This window comes from Pseudomonas sp. HR1, assembly GCF_030175875.1.
Taxonomy (GTDB): Bacteria; Pseudomonadota; Gammaproteobacteria; order Pseudomonadales; family Pseudomonadaceae; genus Chryseomonas; species Chryseomonas oryzihabitans.
In genome coordinates this window covers 56,566-73,295 of the sequence record NZ_JASNRF010000006.1, presented here as the reverse complement: position 1 = coordinate 73,295, position 16,730 = coordinate 56,566, and the positions used below count along the sequence as shown (strand labels likewise).

The 16,730-nt window shown below is 65.7% G+C and carries 16 protein-coding genes; 4 read left to right on the top strand and 12 right to left on the bottom strand.

Going from position 1 to position 16,730, the window contains the following annotated elements; translation table 11 throughout:
- Positions 1-15 precede the first annotated feature (15 nt).
- The 6 genes from QKY98_RS20110 to QKY98_RS20085 all read right to left on the bottom strand — a co-directional run bounded on the left by QKY98_RS20110 (position 16) and on the right by QKY98_RS20085 (position 6,570).
- The gene (locus QKY98_RS20110; RefSeq protein WP_027602393.1) at positions 16-1,017 is read right to left on the bottom strand and encodes a TRAP transporter substrate-binding protein; all 1,002 of its coding nucleotides are present in this window, start codon (positions 1,015-1,017) and stop codon (positions 16-18) included.
- A 68-nt stretch (positions 1,018-1,085) separates the two neighbouring features.
- Positions 1,086-1,970 (bottom strand): HpcH/HpaI aldolase/citrate lyase family protein, encoded by an 885-nt coding sequence (locus QKY98_RS20105; RefSeq protein WP_284671457.1) that lies wholly within the window; start codon positions 1,968-1,970, stop codon positions 1,086-1,088.
- Positions 1,967-3,166: a CaiB/BaiF CoA transferase family protein gene (locus QKY98_RS20100; protein ID WP_197851553.1), complete on the bottom strand. Its 1,200-nt coding sequence runs from the start codon at positions 3,164-3,166 to the stop codon at positions 1,967-1,969. Before QKY98_RS20100 ends, QKY98_RS20105 begins: the two co-directional genes overlap by 4 nt.
- Positions 3,167-3,182: 16 nt before the next feature.
- Entirely contained in the window at positions 3,183-4,532 is a 1,350-nt protein-coding gene (locus QKY98_RS20095) for an MmgE/PrpD family protein (protein ID WP_284671456.1), read from the bottom strand.
- Between the two features lie 10 nt (positions 4,533-4,542).
- Positions 4,543-5,706, bottom strand: a complete 1,164-nt coding sequence (locus QKY98_RS20090) for an acyl-CoA dehydrogenase family protein (protein WP_144958556.1) — start codon at positions 5,704-5,706, stop codon at positions 4,543-4,545.
- A gap of 36 nt (positions 5,707-5,742) precedes the next feature.
- Complete coding sequence (locus QKY98_RS20085; protein ID WP_284671455.1) at positions 5,743-6,570, bottom strand: HTD2 family dehydratase; 828 nt, start codon at positions 6,568-6,570, stop codon at positions 5,743-5,745.
- Between the two features lie 124 nt (positions 6,571-6,694).
- Between QKY98_RS20085 and QKY98_RS20080 the strand changes: the two genes are divergently transcribed.
- Positions 6,695-7,609 (top strand): LysR substrate-binding domain-containing protein, encoded by a 915-nt coding sequence (locus QKY98_RS20080; RefSeq protein ID WP_027602398.1) that lies wholly within the window; start codon positions 6,695-6,697, stop codon positions 7,607-7,609.
- A 179-nt stretch (positions 7,610-7,788) separates the two neighbouring features.
- On the opposite strand, the gene QKY98_RS20075 is transcribed toward QKY98_RS20080, so the two are convergent.
- The gene (locus tag QKY98_RS20075) at positions 7,789-8,790 is read right to left on the bottom strand and encodes a fatty acid desaturase (RefSeq protein ID WP_284671454.1); all 1,002 of its coding nucleotides are present in this window, start codon (positions 8,788-8,790) and stop codon (positions 7,789-7,791) included.
- A gap of 632 nt (positions 8,791-9,422) precedes the next feature.
- Between QKY98_RS20075 and QKY98_RS20070 the strand changes: the two genes are divergently transcribed.
- A complete protein-coding gene (locus QKY98_RS20070; protein ID WP_284671453.1) occupies positions 9,423-10,646 on the top strand; it encodes an acyl-CoA dehydrogenase family protein in 1,224 nt (407 codons plus the stop codon).
- A 104-nt stretch (positions 10,647-10,750) separates the two neighbouring features.
- Positions 10,751-10,885, top strand: coding sequence for a hypothetical protein (locus QKY98_RS20065; protein ID WP_255211796.1), 135 nt, complete (start codon positions 10,751-10,753; stop codon positions 10,883-10,885).
- 43 nt (positions 10,886-10,928) lie between these two features.
- Here QKY98_RS20065 and tauD read toward each other — a convergent pair whose 3' ends face one another.
- From tauD to QKY98_RS20040, 5 genes are all read right to left on the bottom strand, one after another.
- On the bottom strand, positions 10,929-11,780 hold the full coding sequence (tauD, locus tag QKY98_RS20060; RefSeq protein WP_284671452.1) for a taurine dioxygenase: 852 nt from the start codon (positions 11,778-11,780) through the stop codon (positions 10,929-10,931).
- Positions 11,781-11,790: 10 nt separating this feature from the next.
- Positions 11,791-12,606: a taurine ABC transporter permease TauC gene (tauC, locus tag QKY98_RS20055; RefSeq protein WP_077172885.1), complete on the bottom strand. Its 816-nt coding sequence runs from the start codon at positions 12,604-12,606 to the stop codon at positions 11,791-11,793.
- Entirely contained in the window at positions 12,596-13,384 is a 789-nt protein-coding gene (locus QKY98_RS20050) for a taurine ABC transporter ATP-binding protein (protein WP_144958546.1), read from the bottom strand. The genes tauC and QKY98_RS20050 overlap by 11 nt, the downstream gene beginning before the upstream one ends.
- 69 nt (positions 13,385-13,453) lie before the next feature.
- Positions 13,454-14,440: a taurine ABC transporter substrate-binding protein gene (gene tauA, locus QKY98_RS20045; protein ID WP_284671451.1), complete on the bottom strand. Its 987-nt coding sequence runs from the start codon at positions 14,438-14,440 to the stop codon at positions 13,454-13,456.
- A gap of 205 nt (positions 14,441-14,645) precedes the next feature.
- Positions 14,646-15,017: a response regulator gene (locus tag QKY98_RS20040; protein ID WP_027599241.1), complete on the bottom strand. Its 372-nt coding sequence runs from the start codon at positions 15,015-15,017 to the stop codon at positions 14,646-14,648.
- 337 nt (positions 15,018-15,354) lie between these two features.
- On the opposite strand from QKY98_RS20040, the gene QKY98_RS20035 reads away from it, so the two are divergent.
- Positions 15,355-16,476 (top strand): mechanosensitive ion channel family protein, encoded by a 1,122-nt coding sequence (locus tag QKY98_RS20035; RefSeq protein ID WP_037007798.1) that lies wholly within the window; start codon positions 15,355-15,357, stop codon positions 16,474-16,476.
- The last annotated feature ends 254 nt before the right edge of the window (positions 16,477-16,730 follow it).

Sequence of the window (16,730 nt, the reverse complement as noted above, 5' to 3'; positions counted from 1 at the left end):
CGCGCTCGCGGGTCTTCAGCTGGCCTTGTTGGCGTTGACGGCTGCCTCGATCACCTCGCTGCCGATCTCTCCTTCGAACTTCTTCCAGACCGGCTGCATGGCCTTGCGCCACTCCTCGCGTTGCGCGGGAGTCAGTTCGATGATCTCGCTGGTGCCGGCTTTGGCGATGGCGCCGCGAGCCTCGTCATTGAGTGCCTTGGCCTGACGGTTCACCTCCAGGGTGACCTCGCCCATCACCTTGTTGAGCTCGGTGCGCACGTCCTCGGGCAAGCCCTGCCAGAACGTGGTGTTGGTGATCACCATGTAGTCGATCAGGCCGTGGTTGGACTCGGTGAAATAGGGCTGGACCTCATGGATCTTCTGGCTGAAGTAGTTGGACCAGGTGTTTTCCGTGCCATTGACGACCCCGGTCTGCAGGCCCTGATACACCTCGGCGAAACTCATCTTGCGCGGCGCGGCGCGCAAGGCCTTGAACTGCTCGTCGAGGACGGCGGAGGCCTGGACCCGGAACTTCAGACCGCGGGCATCCCTGGGTTCACGCAGCGGCTTGTTGGCCGAGAGGACCTTGAGGCCGTTGTGCCAATAGGCCAGACCGGTGATGCCCTTGCCCTCCATGCTGGTCAGCAGCGCCTTGCCCTGGGGCCCGGCCTGAAAGCGGTCGACCGCCGCCATGTCATCGAACAGGAAGGGCAGATCGAAGACCTGCACCGCCTTGGCGTAATGCTCGAATTTGGCCAGCGAGGGGGCGAGCATCTGGACGTCGCCCAGCAGCAGGGCCTCCATCTCCTTGCCGTCGCCGAACAGCGAGGAGTTGGGGTAGACCTCCACCTTCACCCGGCCGGGCAGGCGCTCTTCCGCCAGCTTCTTGAACAGCACGGCCCCCTGCCCCTTTGGCGTGTGCTCGGCGACTACATGGGCGAACTTGATGGTGATGGGCGCTTCATCCGCCGCATACAGCGAACCGGCGAAGGAAAACACGGCGGCACAGAACAGCGTCTTGAACGGAAACGTGGGCATGGCGACACCTCATCTTGTTTTTGTAATCAGGTCGGGTTATTAAACGCGCCCCCTCCACGGGGCGGAATTCAGCATTGCCCAACAGGGCCTTCAGCTCCGCCTAACACGGGAGCCGCCTTTTCCAGGCGTCCGAGCAGACGGCGCGCGCGCCCTATCACGGGCGCATCGATCATCTTTCCGTCGACGACGAAGACCCCCTGCTCGTCCTGACTCGCTGCGATCACCCGCTGCGCCCAGTCGATTTCCGTGGCCGTCGGCGCCAGGGCGCCATGCACCACGGCGACCTGGCGGGGATGAATGCACAACAGCCCGGCGAAACCCTGGTCGCGGGCGCTGGCGGTGGCCGCCGCCAGCCCGGTCAGGTCATCGATGGCCGGAAAGACGCTGTCCAGGGGTGCGGGCAGTCCAGCCAGTCGGCCTTCCAGCAGGAGTCGAAAGCGTGCCTTGTCCAGCAGCCGTTCCGCTGCCGCGGTACCGCTTTCCCAGCCGAGATCCAGGCCCAGATCCAGACCGCCGAGCACCAGGCGCTCCACCCCGGCAGCCCCGGCGATCTCCTTGAGTCGATCCAGACCCCGGGCGCTCTCGATGATCGGCCAGACGGGCTTGCCCGTCTCGCCATGGACGCGGTCGACCTGGGCGGCGCTTTCCGCCTTGGGCAGGACGATTCCGCGCACCTGCCCCAGGCGTTGGCACAGCGCCAGGTCGTCGCCATGCGCCGGGTGGGCGGCGGCATTGATGCGGATCCAGACCCGGAAGTCAGGCGCGGCGAGCAGTGCCTGTTCAAGGGCGTCACGTGCAGCTGTCTTGGCGGCTTCGGCGACCGCATCTTCCAGGTCCACGATCACCACATCGGCCCCACTCGCCAGGGCCTTGCCGATTCGCTCCGGGCGCGTCGCCGGGACGAACAGGGCGGAGCGAGGATCGGCGGGAAGCGTGTCGGCGCCGGGGATCATGGGGCACCTCGCTGGGGCGCCGCGGCCAGGGCTACGGGGTCATACCCCAGCTCTTGCAACACCGCTTCGGTGTGCTCGCCCAGCGCGGGAATCGGATCCATCCGCGGCTCGAAGGCACTGTTGCTCGCCGGCGGCAACAGGGCGGGCAAGGGACCGGCCGGGCTGCCCACCTCACGCCAGCGATCGCGCTCGCGCAGCTGGGGATGCGCCCACACCGCCGCCATGTCATTCACCTGGGCATTGGCGATCTGCGCCCGCTCCAGACGGGCGATGACCTCTGCGGTCTCGAGCTGGGCGAACGCCTCGACGATCAGGTCGCGCAGCGCGCCGCGATTCGCCGAGCGTTTGAAGTTGGCGGAAAATCGCGGATCCGTGGCCAGTTCCGGTTGCAACAGCACCTGCTCGCAGAAGAGCTGCCACTCCCGCTCGTTCTGCAGGCCCAGCATCACCGTGCCGCCATCGCCCGCGGGAAAGGGCCCGTAGGGGTAGATGGTGGAATGGGCGGCGCCGGCGCGTGCGGGCGGCGGCATGCCGGCATAGGCGTAATACAGCGGATAGCCCATCCACTCCACCAGGCTCTCCAGCATGCTGACCTCGACGCGACTGCCCTCCCCCGTCCGCTCCCGCAACAGCAGCGCCGACAGGATGCCACTGTAGGCATACATGCCGGCCGCGATGTCGGCGATGGAGCAGCCTGCCTTGGCCAGCTGGTCATCGTCAGGTCCCCCCGTCACCGAGAGAAAACCCGCCTCGCTCTGAATCAACAGGTCGTAGGCTTTCTTGCGTTCATAGCTGCCACCGCCGCCATAGCCGGACACGTCGCAGACGATCAGCCGAGGAAAGCGCGCGTGCAGGACGTCGAAATCCAGCCCCAGCCGACTGGCCGCGCCCGGCGCCAGGTTCTGCAAGAGGACGTCCGCCTTGGCGAGCAGCCCGTCCAGCACGGCGAGGGCGGCGTCCTGTTTGAGATCCAGGGCCACGCTCTCCTTGGAGCGATTGGTCCAGACGAAGTGGGAGGCGAGTCCGGCGACACGCTCGTCGTAGCCGCGGGCGAAATCGCCACTGCCCGGCCGCTCGATCTTGATGACGCGGGCGCCCAGGTCGGCCAGTTGCCGGGAGCAGAACGGGGCCGCGATCGCATGTTCGAGACTCACGACCGTGATGCCATCCAGAGGACGAGGTTTTTCGACAGCCATCTTGGTTCACTCCAGGTCAGGTGAAGCAGTAGAGATCCACGCACTCGTGCAGCCGCCAGGCCCGGGCGATCAGGGCCTCGGCATCGGCGGGCGTGCGCTTGCCGGCGAAGGCGACCAGCCGGCGGAATTTGTCTTCCAGTTCAGCCCTGTCGAGGGTATTGCCGGGATCGCCCTTGGGCTCGTCGATCCGTCCCTGCAGAACAGCGCCCTGGCGGGTCGTCACCTCGACCCTGCCCAGCCAACGCTGGGGATAGGCGGCGTCGACCTCGGGGTCCAGGCGCATGCCGACGCGTGCGCGGAAGGCCGCGACCGCGGGATCGTTCAGCGCGGCAGTCGCGAAATCACCCAGTTGCGCCTGGCCGTGGACGGCGATCAACCCCAGTACCGTGCCCATGGAAAACTTCGCCTGGTGCACGGTACGCGGCACCTCGACGCGACCGAGCACGTCCAGGGCGCCCTGGTGGACCCGCGCCGTCACCTGGGCGATGTCGTCGGGCGCCAGGCGTTCGCGCTGCATCAGGTCCAACAGGGCATCGGCCGCAGGGTGGGTATGGCGGCAGGACGCATGGAACTTGAAGGAGGTTTCCAGCAAGGCCCAGCGCTGCCCCAGGCGATCGCTCAGCCGGCGGGCGTCGGCGTCAGTGGAGAGACCGGCGGCCAGGCCCTGCTCGCCCTCCAGGATGTTGCGCGCACCGGTCAACCCCTGCGCTGTGAGATAAGCCGCCAGCAGCCCATCCGCCGCCGCCTTGGCGGTATGCAGCTGCTTGGAATCCGCCGCGTCGCGCAGGAACTCCCAGAGCCCTGCCGCCTGGGTGCCCGCGTTGCCGAGCACCTGGATGAACTGCTCCCGGTCGAAGTCCAGCAGCTTGCCCACCGCCACGGCCGCGGCCAGGGTGCCCACGGTGGCCGTGGTATGGAAGATCCGATAGTGCGAGCGCCCGAGGAATTCTCCGATGCGGATACCCGCCTCATAGCCGGCGACCGCCGCGAGGATCAGCTCCTGTCCGCTCTTTCCCAGGTCCTGGGCCGCGGCCAGTGCGGCGGAAAAGACCACCGTGGCCGGATGCAGCACCGAGCTGTTGTGCAGATCATCCTGCTCCACCAGATGAGAGGCGGCGCCATTGACCAGCGCGGCGAAGTAGGCTGAGGTGCCGTAGGGCGCGACCAGTACCCGGGCACGCCCCTCGGGGGGGCCCATGCTCTGGGCATAGGCATGGAACAGCGGTATGGGATGGCTGCCATCGCTGGCCAGCGCCGAGCCCAGCCAGTCGAGAAACAGCTCTTCGGTCCGCGTCACGACGCTGGCCGGCAGATCCGCATAGGCCAGCTCGCCGAGAAAGGCCGCCAGACGTTCGGTATGGGTCATGGCGGTCACCCTAGAAGGAGCGCGGCAGTTCGAGCAGGTGCTCGGCCACGTAGGAAAGAATGAGGTTGGTGGAGATCGGGGCGACCTGGTACAGGCGCGTCTCGCGAAACTTGCGCTCGACGTCGTACTCGGTGGCGAAGCCGAAGCCTCCATGCGTCTGCAGACAGGCGTTGGCCGCCTCCCAGCTGGCCTTGGCCGCCAGGTACTTGGCCATGTTGGCCGCCGCGCCGGCGTTTTCGCCGCGGTCGTACAGGTCGCAGGCGTGCCAGCGCATCAGATCCGCGGCTTCGATTTCGATATGGGCCTCGGCGATGGGAAACTGCACGCCCTGGTTCTGCCCGATGGGGCGACCGAACACCACCCGGTCGCGGGCATAGTGACGGGCCTTGTCGACGAACCACCGGCCATCGCCGATGCATTCCGCGGCGATCAGGGTGCGTTCGGCATTGAGACCGTCGAGGATGTAGCGAAACCCCTTGCCCTCCTCCCCGATGAGGTTGCTGGCAGGAATTTCCAGCTCGTCGAAGAACAGCTCGTTGGTCTCGTGATTGACCATGTTGGGGATGGGCCGAACGGTCAGCCCCTTGCCGATGGCCTCGCGCAGATCCACCAGAAAGATCGACATCCCCTCGGACTTGCGCTGGACGGCTTCCAGCGGTGTGGTCCGCGCCAGCAGGATCATCAGATCGGAATGCTGCACCCGGGATATCCACACCTTCTGCCCATTGATCACATAGCGATCGCCCCTGCGCACTGCCGTGGTCTTGATCTTGGTGGTATCGGTGCCGGTGGTGGGCTCGGTGACGCCCATGGACTGGAGGCGCAGCTCACCGCTGGCCAGCCGTGGCAGATAGGCGCTCTTCTGCTCGTCGCTGCCGTTTCGCAGCAGGGTGAACATGTTGTACATCTGCCCATGGATGGTGCCGGAATTGCCGCCGCAGCGATTCACCTCCTCCAGGATGATGGACGCCTCGGCCAGGCCCAGCCCCGAGCCGCCATAGGCTTCCGGAATCATGGCGGACAGCCAGCCCGCCTCGGTCATCGCCCGGACGAAGTCCTGGGGAAAGCCCTTCTGCTCATCAATGCGGCGCCAGTATTCGGCCGGGAAGCCGGCGCAGAGGCCACGGACGCCGTCGCGAATGGCGGAGAATTCTTCTTGTCGTTCGTCCAGCATGGGAGTTTCTCTCTTGTCGTTATAGGGGCACCGCTGTCACTCGAATCGCAGCTGAGCCACTTGGGCTGCACCGTCGCCATTTCCGGCCCACAGCTCCGCCTCGCCGGGCGCGATCACCTGACCACTGAGCGTGAAGGGAGCGGGCGCGATCAGCGGACGAACGCCGCGATAGCTGAACTGCCGTATCCGCGCGGTGGGATGAGCGTGACGGAAGCTGCGCAGCAACAGGGTCGCGATGAGCGGGCCATGGACGACCAGACCGGCATAGCCCTCCTGCTGGGTCGCGTAGGGCCAGTCGTAGTGGATGCGATGACCGTTGAAGGTCACCGCCGAATAGCGGAAGAGCAACGTCGGCTCGGGTACCACCGACTCCGCCCAGCTGCCGAGCGCGATGGCTTCGCCGCTGCCGGCCTTGGGCGCACCGGGCTCGCGATAGACCAGGTCCTGCTCTTCGCGCAGCACCAGTTCGTCCTGTTGGAAATAACGGTGCTCCACGGTCACGAACAGCAGGCTGCCGCTACGGCCCGTCTTCTCCTCGACGCGCAGCAGCGTCGAGACGCAGCGCGCCCGCTCGCCAACGTGCAGCGCGCCGAGAAAGTCCAGGCGCCCGCCTGCCCACATGCGATTACGCCCTTCCGCCGGCGGCAGGAAGGTACCGCGCGCCGCATGCCCATCGGGCCCGAGCTGGGCCCCTGCCACCGGGTTGTCGAAGAAGGCCCAGTGCCAGAGCGGCGGCAGCGCCTCGCCCGCCGCCAATGGCGGTTCATCGAAGGTGTGGGCGATGCGCGCTACCTGGCGTTGTCCCAGAAAATCCTCTGTTTCGAGGGTTCGTCCCACCCAGGCTGCGGCTGGCGTCGCGTTCATGCTTGACTCCCATCGATAGGCTCGACGCCAGCTTGCGGGGAGTTGTTTCGTTCTGTGAATTTACATTTGCGTAAGCCGGCATTCGGCTAGGCTGAACGCCAAAAAACGCACGGAGCACGCGAGCATGCATTTCGACCTGGCTGACCTGCGGCTTTTCATCCATATCGCCGAGTCGCCCAGCCTGACCCAGGGCGCACGCCGCGCGGCCCTGTCGCCGGCCGCCGCCAGCGCGCGAGTGAAGGCCCTCGAAAGCCAGTTCGGCATTCGCCTGCTATACCGTGACAGTCGTGGCGTCGAGCTCACGCCAGCGGGCCAGCGCCTGCTGCAGCATGCCCGTCTCATCATGCGCCAAGTCGACTTTCTCAAAGGCGAATTCACCGAGTACCGCAGTGATGCCACCGGCCATATCCGCATCTTCGCCAACACGACCGCGGTCACCGAGTTCCTCCCCGGATTGCTCGCCGTCTATCTCGCGGATCGCCCGGGCGTGACGGTGGATCTGCAGGAGCGCCTCAATCGTGACATCGTCAGGGGGGTGATCGACGGGGCAGCGGATCTGGGCATCACCGCCGGACTGATCGAAGCGAGCAATCTGCAGATCCTGCCCTACAGCATGGATCGCCTGACGCTGGTCGTGCCCACCGGGCATCCCCTGGCCAGCCAGCCCCAGGTCACCTTGCGGGAGACCCTGGACTACCAGCACATCTGTCTGCGCGAGGGCACCAGCCTGCTGAATTTCCTGCGGGATCAGGTGGAACGTCTCGGTGCCACTCTGAATCTGCGTATCCAGCTCTCCAGCTTCGAGGCCGTGTGCCGCATGGTCGAAGCCAAGGTGGGCATCGGCATCCTGCCCGAATCCGCCGCTCGGCATCATGGCCGAAGCATGGCGATTCGGACGGTAAGGATCGAGGAACCCTGGGCGGTTCGCGAGCGAAACATTCTGGTCAGGGATCTGGAGGCACTACCGGAAAGCGTCCGCGCCCTGGTCAGGCTCCTGCAGGATTCCGCGGGGAGTTCCGACGCCCCAGGACCTCTGTAAGCGCGCTCCTTCCCCAGGCGCCAACAGGTTTCTCAGGCAGCGGCTGGCGCCCGAACTGGCGGCGCTGCTCCATCGGCCCTTCTGAACGGCCCGGCATCGCAACGATCTGGCTTGGTCTCGCCTTGATTACCTGGGCAGGGAGAACCAGTCCCAAAGCGATCCAAAACACAGGGGTGGTATTATCTAGCGGCAGGCAGATACGATGAAGGCTGACCGGCCGGGAGATGGCTGGGAGGCCTTGCGTCAGCGCCGGGATGCCTGGGTGCATCCACGGCTCGCCAGGCGAAACGTCGACCCAGCTCGCGATAGCCGGAAAACACGAAACCTCCGCTGCGCGCCTGATAGGCACTGCGCCTGGCGCGGTAGACCCGCGGAATCAGATACCAGGGCAAGCCGGGCAGATCGTGGTGGACCAGGTGCAGGGTATTGTTGAGAAACAGCCAGCGCAGCGCCCCGCCGCTCTCGTTGAGCACGCACCTTTGCGCCGGATCCAGCGCCGGGCGGTGTTCGTAGAAGGATCTGATCAGCGCCAGGGCCAGCGCTGGCCAGGCCACTCCCAGCACATAGATCGCCAGGGGCATGCCAGACAGCCCGTGGATCGCCAGGAGCAGCCCTGCGCAGAGTGTCAGGTGGATCAGCCAGACACCCTGCACGCCCTGCTCGCCACGCCGGCAGCGGCGCACTTCGAACTCCAGCATGCCATGCAGCGACAGCACCGGTCCCACCAGGACACGGCCGAGCAAGGTCTTGTCCAGCCAGAGCAACGCCCGTCCGGCCTGCCCTCTTCGCTCCCAGACCTCGCCACCCACATAGCGGCTCTCGGGATCGAGGTCCGGGTCGGTGAGGTTCTCGCGCCGATGGTGCGCCAGATGGCTGTCCCGATAGAGCGGAAAGGGAAACCAGAGGCCGAGGGGTGGATAGGCCAGCAGGGCATTTACCCGGGGCCAGCGCGTGGGATGACCGTGAATCAACTCGTGCTGCAGCGACTGGTGCAGCACGACGACCAGAATCAGCGGTGGCAGGGTCCAGTAGCCAAGCAGCGGCCAGGCCAGGACGAGCAGGAGCCAGCTTGCGTAGACCCCTGCGACCAGCCCCCAGGTAGGCCATTCGCTGCGGGCGGTGAACGTATGCAGGAGCAATTTGACCAGGCGGCGATGCCGCGTATCGAGATAGACAGTCACCACAGGGCCCTGATAGCCAGAAATCAAAGCCGACCTTAGAAAAAGAGCATCCCGAAGTGAAATATCGTTAAGGCATTACTTCATGAACAAGTGGTTGTCCGCTGCCTTCAGCCATGCAATGGCTCAATACTCAACGTCTTGCCGCGATAATTCCGCAGCCCATCTAACGATCATTCAAGCGACCAATAAAATCATAAGCTTATAAAAATTATCCACACCAAGACCCAACTGTTGCGGGAACAACACTTCTGGCAAGGAATAATTCGAGACATATCCTTAGCACTTTTGACAACTGGCCAATGGCTCGAAGTGCCTTCTAGACTTGAGCCAACTCTGCACTTGTCAAAGTCCGCCATGTTTTTATCCAACAAGATGCTCCGTACGGGTGAACCTGCACCCACTTCCCCGATAAGGACTCATGCAAGGCCGGCGGGCAGGCAGCAAGACGAATGGGCTCCGTCCACCCGATACCGTCCCGCAGCGCCGGTAGCGGTCCTGAAAACCTTGGGCCGCCGTCTGCTGGCGGCGATCGCCCTGATCGGCCACACCCGCGCCGCCCAGGCCGAGATGGCCCGTCTCGGTCTCGCCCGTCCCGAATCTCTCCCGACAGCATTAGAAGGATCTCCATTCCCATGAGCATCATTTCCGCAGGCTGGGGCGCCGGCCCTTCCGCGCGCCATGCCGACCTCTCCGCGCGCTTTCAGCCGCTGTTCCAGCGCATCCGCGCGGGCGCCATCCAACGCGAGGTGCAGCGGCGGCTGCCGGTCGAAGAGCTGGACTGGCTGAAGGCGGCGGGCTTCACCGCCCTGCGGCTGCCGGTCGAGCACGGCGGCGTAGGCGTCACCCTGCCGGAACTGTTCGCCCTGCTCATCGAACTGGGCGAGGCGGATTCCAATCTGGTCCAAGCCCTGCGCGGCCACATGGGCTTTGTCGAGGGCCTACTCAACAGCGACGACCCGGCGCGCCGCAGCCGCTGGTTCGCGCGCATCGCTGCCGGCGAGACAATAGGTCCGGCGTCCAGCGAAGTCGGCGATGCCCGGCGCGCCGAGTTCAGCACCCGCGTACGCCGTGAGGGCGACACCCTGCTGCTATCCGGTACCAAGTTCTATACCACCGGTTCGCTCTATGCCGACTGGATTGACGTAGGCGCCACCGACGAGGCCGGCACCCGCGTCATGGTCACCGTCCGCCGCGATGCCCCCGGCGTCGAGGTGGTGGATGACTGGAATGGCTTCGGCCAGACCCTGACCGCCAGCGGCACGGCGACCTTCACCAATGTGCGCGTAGAGCCTGCGGACGTGGTGGCGGTGGGCGAGCGCTTCCGCTATTCACCCGGCTTCTTTCAGGTCTTTCACCTCGCCAATCTGGCGGGCCTGGGACGGGCCATGAGCAGCGAGGTAGCGGCCGCGGTCGCCGCTCGCACCCGCACCTTCACCATCGGCAACGCCGACCGTGTCAGCCAGGATCCCCAGGTGCTGGCCGTGGTAGGCCAGGTACGCAGCGCGGCCTACTGCGCCGGGGTGATTGCCCTGAAGAACGCCGAGGCCTTGCAGCGGGTGCATGCCCTCAGGCAGACGGACGACCAGGCCGCCGAGGATCGCGCGGTGGCGCTGGCCGAACTGGAAGTCTGCCAATCGCTCAATGTGGTGACGGACCTGATCATCGAGGCCTCCGGACGCCTGTTCGACGCCCTGGGCGCCTCGGCCACGCTGAGACCCCAGGGTCTGGATCGCTTCTGGCGCAATGCCCGCACCCTCGCCTCCCACAATCCGCGCATCTACAAGGATCGAATCGTCGGCGACTTCGCGGTCAACGGCACCCCCCCGCCGCCGCAGTGGAAGATCGGCGTCGCCTAGGCCGCCGAACCGGCCGGAAACCCCGACGAGAGCCGCCCTGCCCGGCTGGCCGCCGCCCCCGGCGATGCTTTAAGCTCGCCGGCCTTACCCCCTGGAGCGGTGTCATGGAAAGGTCTCGCAGCAATCGTCAGGCCATGTGGAAGGCCATCAAGGATCCGCGCTTCATCCCGGTCGCGGTGGCGGCCGTGTGCATCGTGCTGTTCTTCGTATTCGGGCTGATCGACGTCCTGGGCAACTGATCTTCCGCCGGGACGCCGGCCTATCCCTGCTGCGGACAGGCCATCATCCCTGCTCGCCCGGCCCGCGGGGACGGTCGCCCAGGATGGTCGCCCGGTGCATCACGCGCCGCTGCGGACGATAGTCGTCACAGGCGTAGTGCTGGGTGATGCGGTTGTCCCAGAAGGCCAGATCGCCCGCCTGCCACTGCCAGCGCACCTGGAATTCAGGTCGGGCGGCATGGGCGAACAGCAATTGCAGCAGCGCCTCGCTCTCGGCTTCTTCCAGCTCGACGATCCGGGTGGTGAAGCCGGCGCTGACGAACAGCCCCTTGACCCCGGTCTCCGGGTGCACCCTCACCACCGGATGACGCACTGGCGGGTTGGCCGCGCGTGCCGCATTGAAACGCTGCAAGCCTTCCGGCGTCTGGCCGAAGCGCTCCAGCGGAAAGGATTTGCTCAGGTCGTGCCAGGCACTGAGACCGTCGAGCAACTCGCGAAGGGGGGCGGACAGCGCCGCATAGGCCGCGGAGTTGCTCGCCCAGAGGGTATCGCCGCCATAGGCAGGCACCTGGCGCGCGCTGAGCAGCGACCCCAGCGGCGGCGTCTGGATGAAGGTCACATCCGTATGCCAGAGCGCGTTGTCCCTCAGGTCGTTCAAGTCGGTATCCAGCACCAGGATTTCCGGCTGCTCGGGATGTTTGGGATAGATCGGGTGGATGTGCAGATCGCCGAAATGGGCCGCCACGTCCCGTTGCTGGCGTGGCGTCAGCAACTGGTCACGCAGAAACAGCACCTGGTGTTCCAGCAGCCCCTGTTGGAGTGCCGCGTGGCTGGCGGCGTCCAGGGGCTCGCGCAGATCCAGGCCATGGACGCGTGCCCCGAGGGCGGGGCTCAGACGTTCGAAGGTAAGGGGCATGGACGTCTCCCTACTGCCAGCCGGCATAGCGCCGCTGCAGGGCGCGCAGGCCCAGTTCGATGGACAGGGCGATGCTGGCGATCAGCAGGATGCCCACCACCACCACGTCGGTGGCCATGAACTGGGCGGCCGATTGCACCATGAAGCCCAGGCCCCGATTGGCCGCGATCAACTCCGCGGCCACCAGGGTCGACCAGCCCACCCCCAGGGCGATCCGCAGGCCGGTGAGGATGTCGGGCAAGGCACTGGGCAGGATGACGTGCCGCACCACCTGCCCTCGCGAGGCGCCCAGGCAGCGCACTGCCTGGCGTCGCGCCGGATCGACCCGGCGCACCCCACCCACGGTGGCGATCAGCAGGGGCGCGAACAACGCCAGATAGATCAGCAGCACCTTGGACAGCTCGCCGATGCCGAACCAGATCACCATCAGCGGCAGGTAGGCCAGCGGTGGAATCGGCCGATAGAACTCCACCAGGGGGTCCAGCGCGGCGTTCAGGGTCGGGTTGAGGCCCATGGCGATGCCCAGGGGTACCGCGGTCAGCACGGCCGCCAGCAGCGCCGCCAGCACCCGCAGCAGGCTGGTGCCCAGGTGCTGCCAGAGGCTGGCATCCAGATAGCCGTCGGCGAGCAGTCCCTGCAGGGCGACCAGCAGTTGTTCGGGCGACGGCAGGAACAGGGTATCCACCCAACCCAGATGGGTCGCGCTCCACCAAAGCGTCGCCACGCCTGCCAGGGTGCCCAGCGCTGCCACGCGGCGGCGGTCCAGGTGCAGTCGACGACGTTCCCGGGTATCGCGCAGGGAGGTTGTCAGGGTGTCAGAGGACATGATCGGGAGACTCCTGCAGAAAGAGGTCGAGCAGCTCCTGGCGCAGCTCGGCGAAAAGGGGATCGGCCTTGATCGCGCGAACGGGCTCCCCCGCCAGATAGCGGCGGGCGAAAGGCACCTCCAGGCGGCGGACGATGCGCGCGGGCGGTCCGTCCAGCACCAGCAGCTCGGTCGCCAGAAACAGCGCCTCGTCGACGCTGTGGGTGATGAGGAACAGGCCCTTGCCGGTGCGTTTCCATACGTCCAGCAACAGCACCTGCATGCGTTCCCGGGTCAGGGCGTCGAGGGCGCCGAAGGGTTCGTCGAGCAGCAGGAAATCCGGGTCCACCGCCAGGGCGCGGGCCAGACCGAGGCGTTGGCGCTGGCCACCCGAGAGTTCGCCGATGGCGTGCTCGGCGTGCTGTGGCAGCCCCACCAGCTCGAGCATCTCGCGGGCCCTGGCCTCGCGCTCGGCACGACCCAACCCGCGCAGGCGCAGGCCCAGGGCGACGTTGTCGAGCGCATTGAGCCAGGGCATCAGGGCGTCGTCCTGGAACACCACGCCGCGTTCGCCACCCGGCCCCCTCAGGGTCCGGCCATCGAGCTGCACGCGCCCTTCATCCAGGGATTGAAAACCGGCGAGCACGTTGAGCAGGCTGGACTTACCGCAGCCGGACGGGCCCAGGACGACCAGGGAGGCGCCCTTCTCCACCGCAAGGTCGAGACGCTGCAGAATGGGTTGACGACGGCCACGGCGGACGAATCCGAGGCTGGCCTGTTCCAGGGTGAGTCGACTCATAACCGGCTCCTGTCGGCTGGGAAAAAAAACCCCTCCGGAGAGGGGCGAATCGTGGCGTGAAGGGGCTCGCTATTGGGCCTTGCGGACGTATTCGGCGCTGACATAGGGCGAGTAATCGTCGAGCACCGTGGGAATGCGCTTCTGTTCCTTGAGGAATTCGGCGGTACGGGCGATGGCCTTGGCCGTGCCGCCACCGAGCAGATCGAGCCCGAGTTGCGCCTGGGCATCCGGATAACGTGAGCCGGCCAGTAATTCGGGGATGTCCGCGGCGTCCGCGCCGGTCAGGCGAGCGATCTTTCTAGCCTGCTCGGACTGCGCATCCCATGCCTTGCCATGGGCCTGGTAGTCGGCGAAGGCCTGCAAGGTGACCTTGGCGTACTGGGCGATGACCTCGGGATGCTTTTCGGCGAAGTCCTTGCGCGCCACCCAGACCTCGAAGGTCGGCGCACCCCAGCTGCCCACCTGGGCGGCATCGGCGAGCACCTTGCCGTTCTTCTTGATCTCGCCCAGCGCGGGTGACCAGACGAAGGCGCCATCGATATCACCGCGGCGCCAGGCAGCAGCGGTCTCGGTGGGATTGAGGTTGACGATCTTGACCTTGGTGGGATCCACGCCCCAGTGCTTGAGGGCTCCCAGCAGGCTGTAGTGGGAGGTGGAGACGAAGGGCGTGGCGATGGTCTTGCCGACCAGTTGCTCGGGTCTGTCGATCCCGCTGCCATCGCGTACGACCAGGGCTTCGGCGGAATCGATTTGCGCGGAGACGAGGAAGGTCACCAGCGGCAGCTTGCGCGAGGTGGCCGCCGCCAGCGGGCTGGAGCCGAGATTGCCGATCTGCACGTCACCCGACGCCAGCGCGGCGACGACCTCGGGACCGCTGTTGAAACGGCGCCAGTCGATCTTCTGGCCAATCGCCTGATCGTAGCGGCCATCGGCCTGGGCGACCTTGGAGGGATCGACACCGGTCTGGTAGCCGACCACCAGATCGGCAGCGGTCGCCTGCACCGCGAGCGTTGCCAGGCCTGCAGCCAGCGCCAGGGATTTGAACAGCAAATTCATGAAGGCCTCCTTGTCGGCAGGCACGCCGGAGCGCGCCCTCGGCATCGACTCGATGCCTGTCGGAGGCCAAGCTAAACGATCTAAGTATCGTCAGATAAATAACGAAAAGGAATCAGCTTAGGCAGGGTGCTGGACGGTTGCGGACAGCGCCCGCTTCCACCACAAAGGTGAGTACGGCCTGGAACCAGGCCGCAGCAGGCAGCAATCAGCCCTTGCGCTGATTGAGGAAGCGGAAGCAGCCGGCCAGCAGGTCGTCGAAGCGCCAGGGCTTGGGCAGGTAGTAGATGTCCGGGGCGCGCTCGGGCTGCAGCTCTTCGAAATAGCCCGAAGAGACGATGATGGGCAGACCCGGCAGCTGCTGCTTGACGCGGCGCGCCAGCTCCAGGCCGTCGATGGCACCCGGCATACGGACGTCGGTGATCAGCAGATCAGGCGTCGGACGTGCACTCGACAGGTATTCCCAGGCTTGATCCGCGGTGCCGAAGGTGTGCACCTGAAAGCCTTCGCCTTCGAGCACCTCTTCCATCAGCCCGAGCAACATGTTCTCGTCTTCGACGACCACTACCACTGGTTTCATAAATCCGTCTCGATCTCCGCAGGTCCGCCATCTGACTGGACGTATCTCGTTGGGGCGCGAATTCTACTCCTATCCGGCGTCCGCTGCGCACTCTCCTCTGAGCTTAGACGCGAGGTGCGACATCCTGCCCCACTGATCGACAGAAAAAAGCCAGCACTGCGCAACAGGCATCGCGCCTATTGGGGTGGTATTACTACCCAGGAACCGTTTGCCGGACATCCGGGGAACCGTGGCGAAGCCCCTCAGTCGGAAAACAGGTGTCTCGAAAGGCTCCCCGCGATTCCGGCGCGTCAGCTTTTCTGGATCACGGGGAGCCGTCTGCCTGAGGAAATTGCGCATGACGGCCATCGACTGGACGGGTTGGCTCAACGCCCCCTGGATCACCACGCTGATCGCGGCGGGGGTCGCCCTGCTGATCAGCAGCGTCGCCCTGACCCTGGCGTTCGCGGCCATCCGCCGCCTGGCCAATCCCTTCCTGCTGGCGCGCAACCTGGTCAAGTACGCCGAGAAACCCGCGCGCCTGGCCGTGCCCCTGGTGGTGTTGCAAGGTGTCTGGAATTCCGCACCCGATGCCCTGCCGCTGTTGCGTGCCGTACAGCACCTCACCGGTCTGCTGAGCATCGCCGCCTTTACCTGGCTGGGCCTTCGAGCGGTCAAGGCCGTCGGCGCGACCATCGCCCTGCGCAATCCCGTGGATGTGGCGGACAACCTGCGGGCCAGGCGGATCCAGACGCAGAATCGGGTGCTGGTGCGCAGCCTCAGCTTCATCGTCCTGCTGGTGGGCATCGCCCTGATGCTGATGACCTTCCCGGCGGTTCGCCAGGTGGGGGCGAGCCTGCTCGCCTCGGCCGGGGTCGCGGGCCTGGTCGCGGGTATCGCTGCGCGACCGGTCCTGGGCAATCTCATCGCCGGCCTGCAGATCGCCGTGACCCAGCCGATCCGGCTGGACGATGTGGTCATCGTCGAAGGCGAATGGGGCCGGGTGGAAGAGATCACCGGCACCTACGTGGTGGTCCGCATCTGGGACGACCGCCGGCTGGTGGTCCCGCTGCAATACTTCATCGAGACGCCCTTCCAGAACTGGACGCGCTCGTCTTCCAGCCTGATCGGGTCAGTCTTCATATGGGTTGACTATTCCCTACCCCTGGCACCCATCCGCACCGAATTGGAACGCGCCTGTGCCGAGGTGCCCCATTTGTGGGATGGCCGTGTCTGCGTGCTGCAGGTGACCGATGCGTCCCACGATTCCATCCAGCTGCGCGTACTGGTGAGTTCGGGCGATTCCTCCAAGAACTGGGACCTGCGCTGCTTCGTGCGCGAGCGGCTGATCACCTACATCAATCGCGAATTCCCCCTCTGCCTGCCCAAGCTGCGGACCGAACTGGGACGCCGTGACGTCCACCCCGCGCCACTATCCGACGAAAGGCAAGAGCCGGTCGTTCGTCAGCCAGAAGTCTGATTTTTCGGCCAATTGTCGCGATCAGGTGACCATCAAGCGGTTCACCTGGCGGTTATTCAGGGGTGCCGGCCCGAACCGCGACGGCTCTCGGGCATGCATCTGGCAATACGAAGCAAGACCGCAACATTCGAGCGGGAAACTTGTGACGTTGTCCGTGAGTCAGTGCGAGAGCAATCTGGAAATCCGCGAAGCAGTTCTCGCCCAGATCCAGACATCTCAAGAAGAGGTGACCGGCAAAAAGGCTGTAGCAGCTC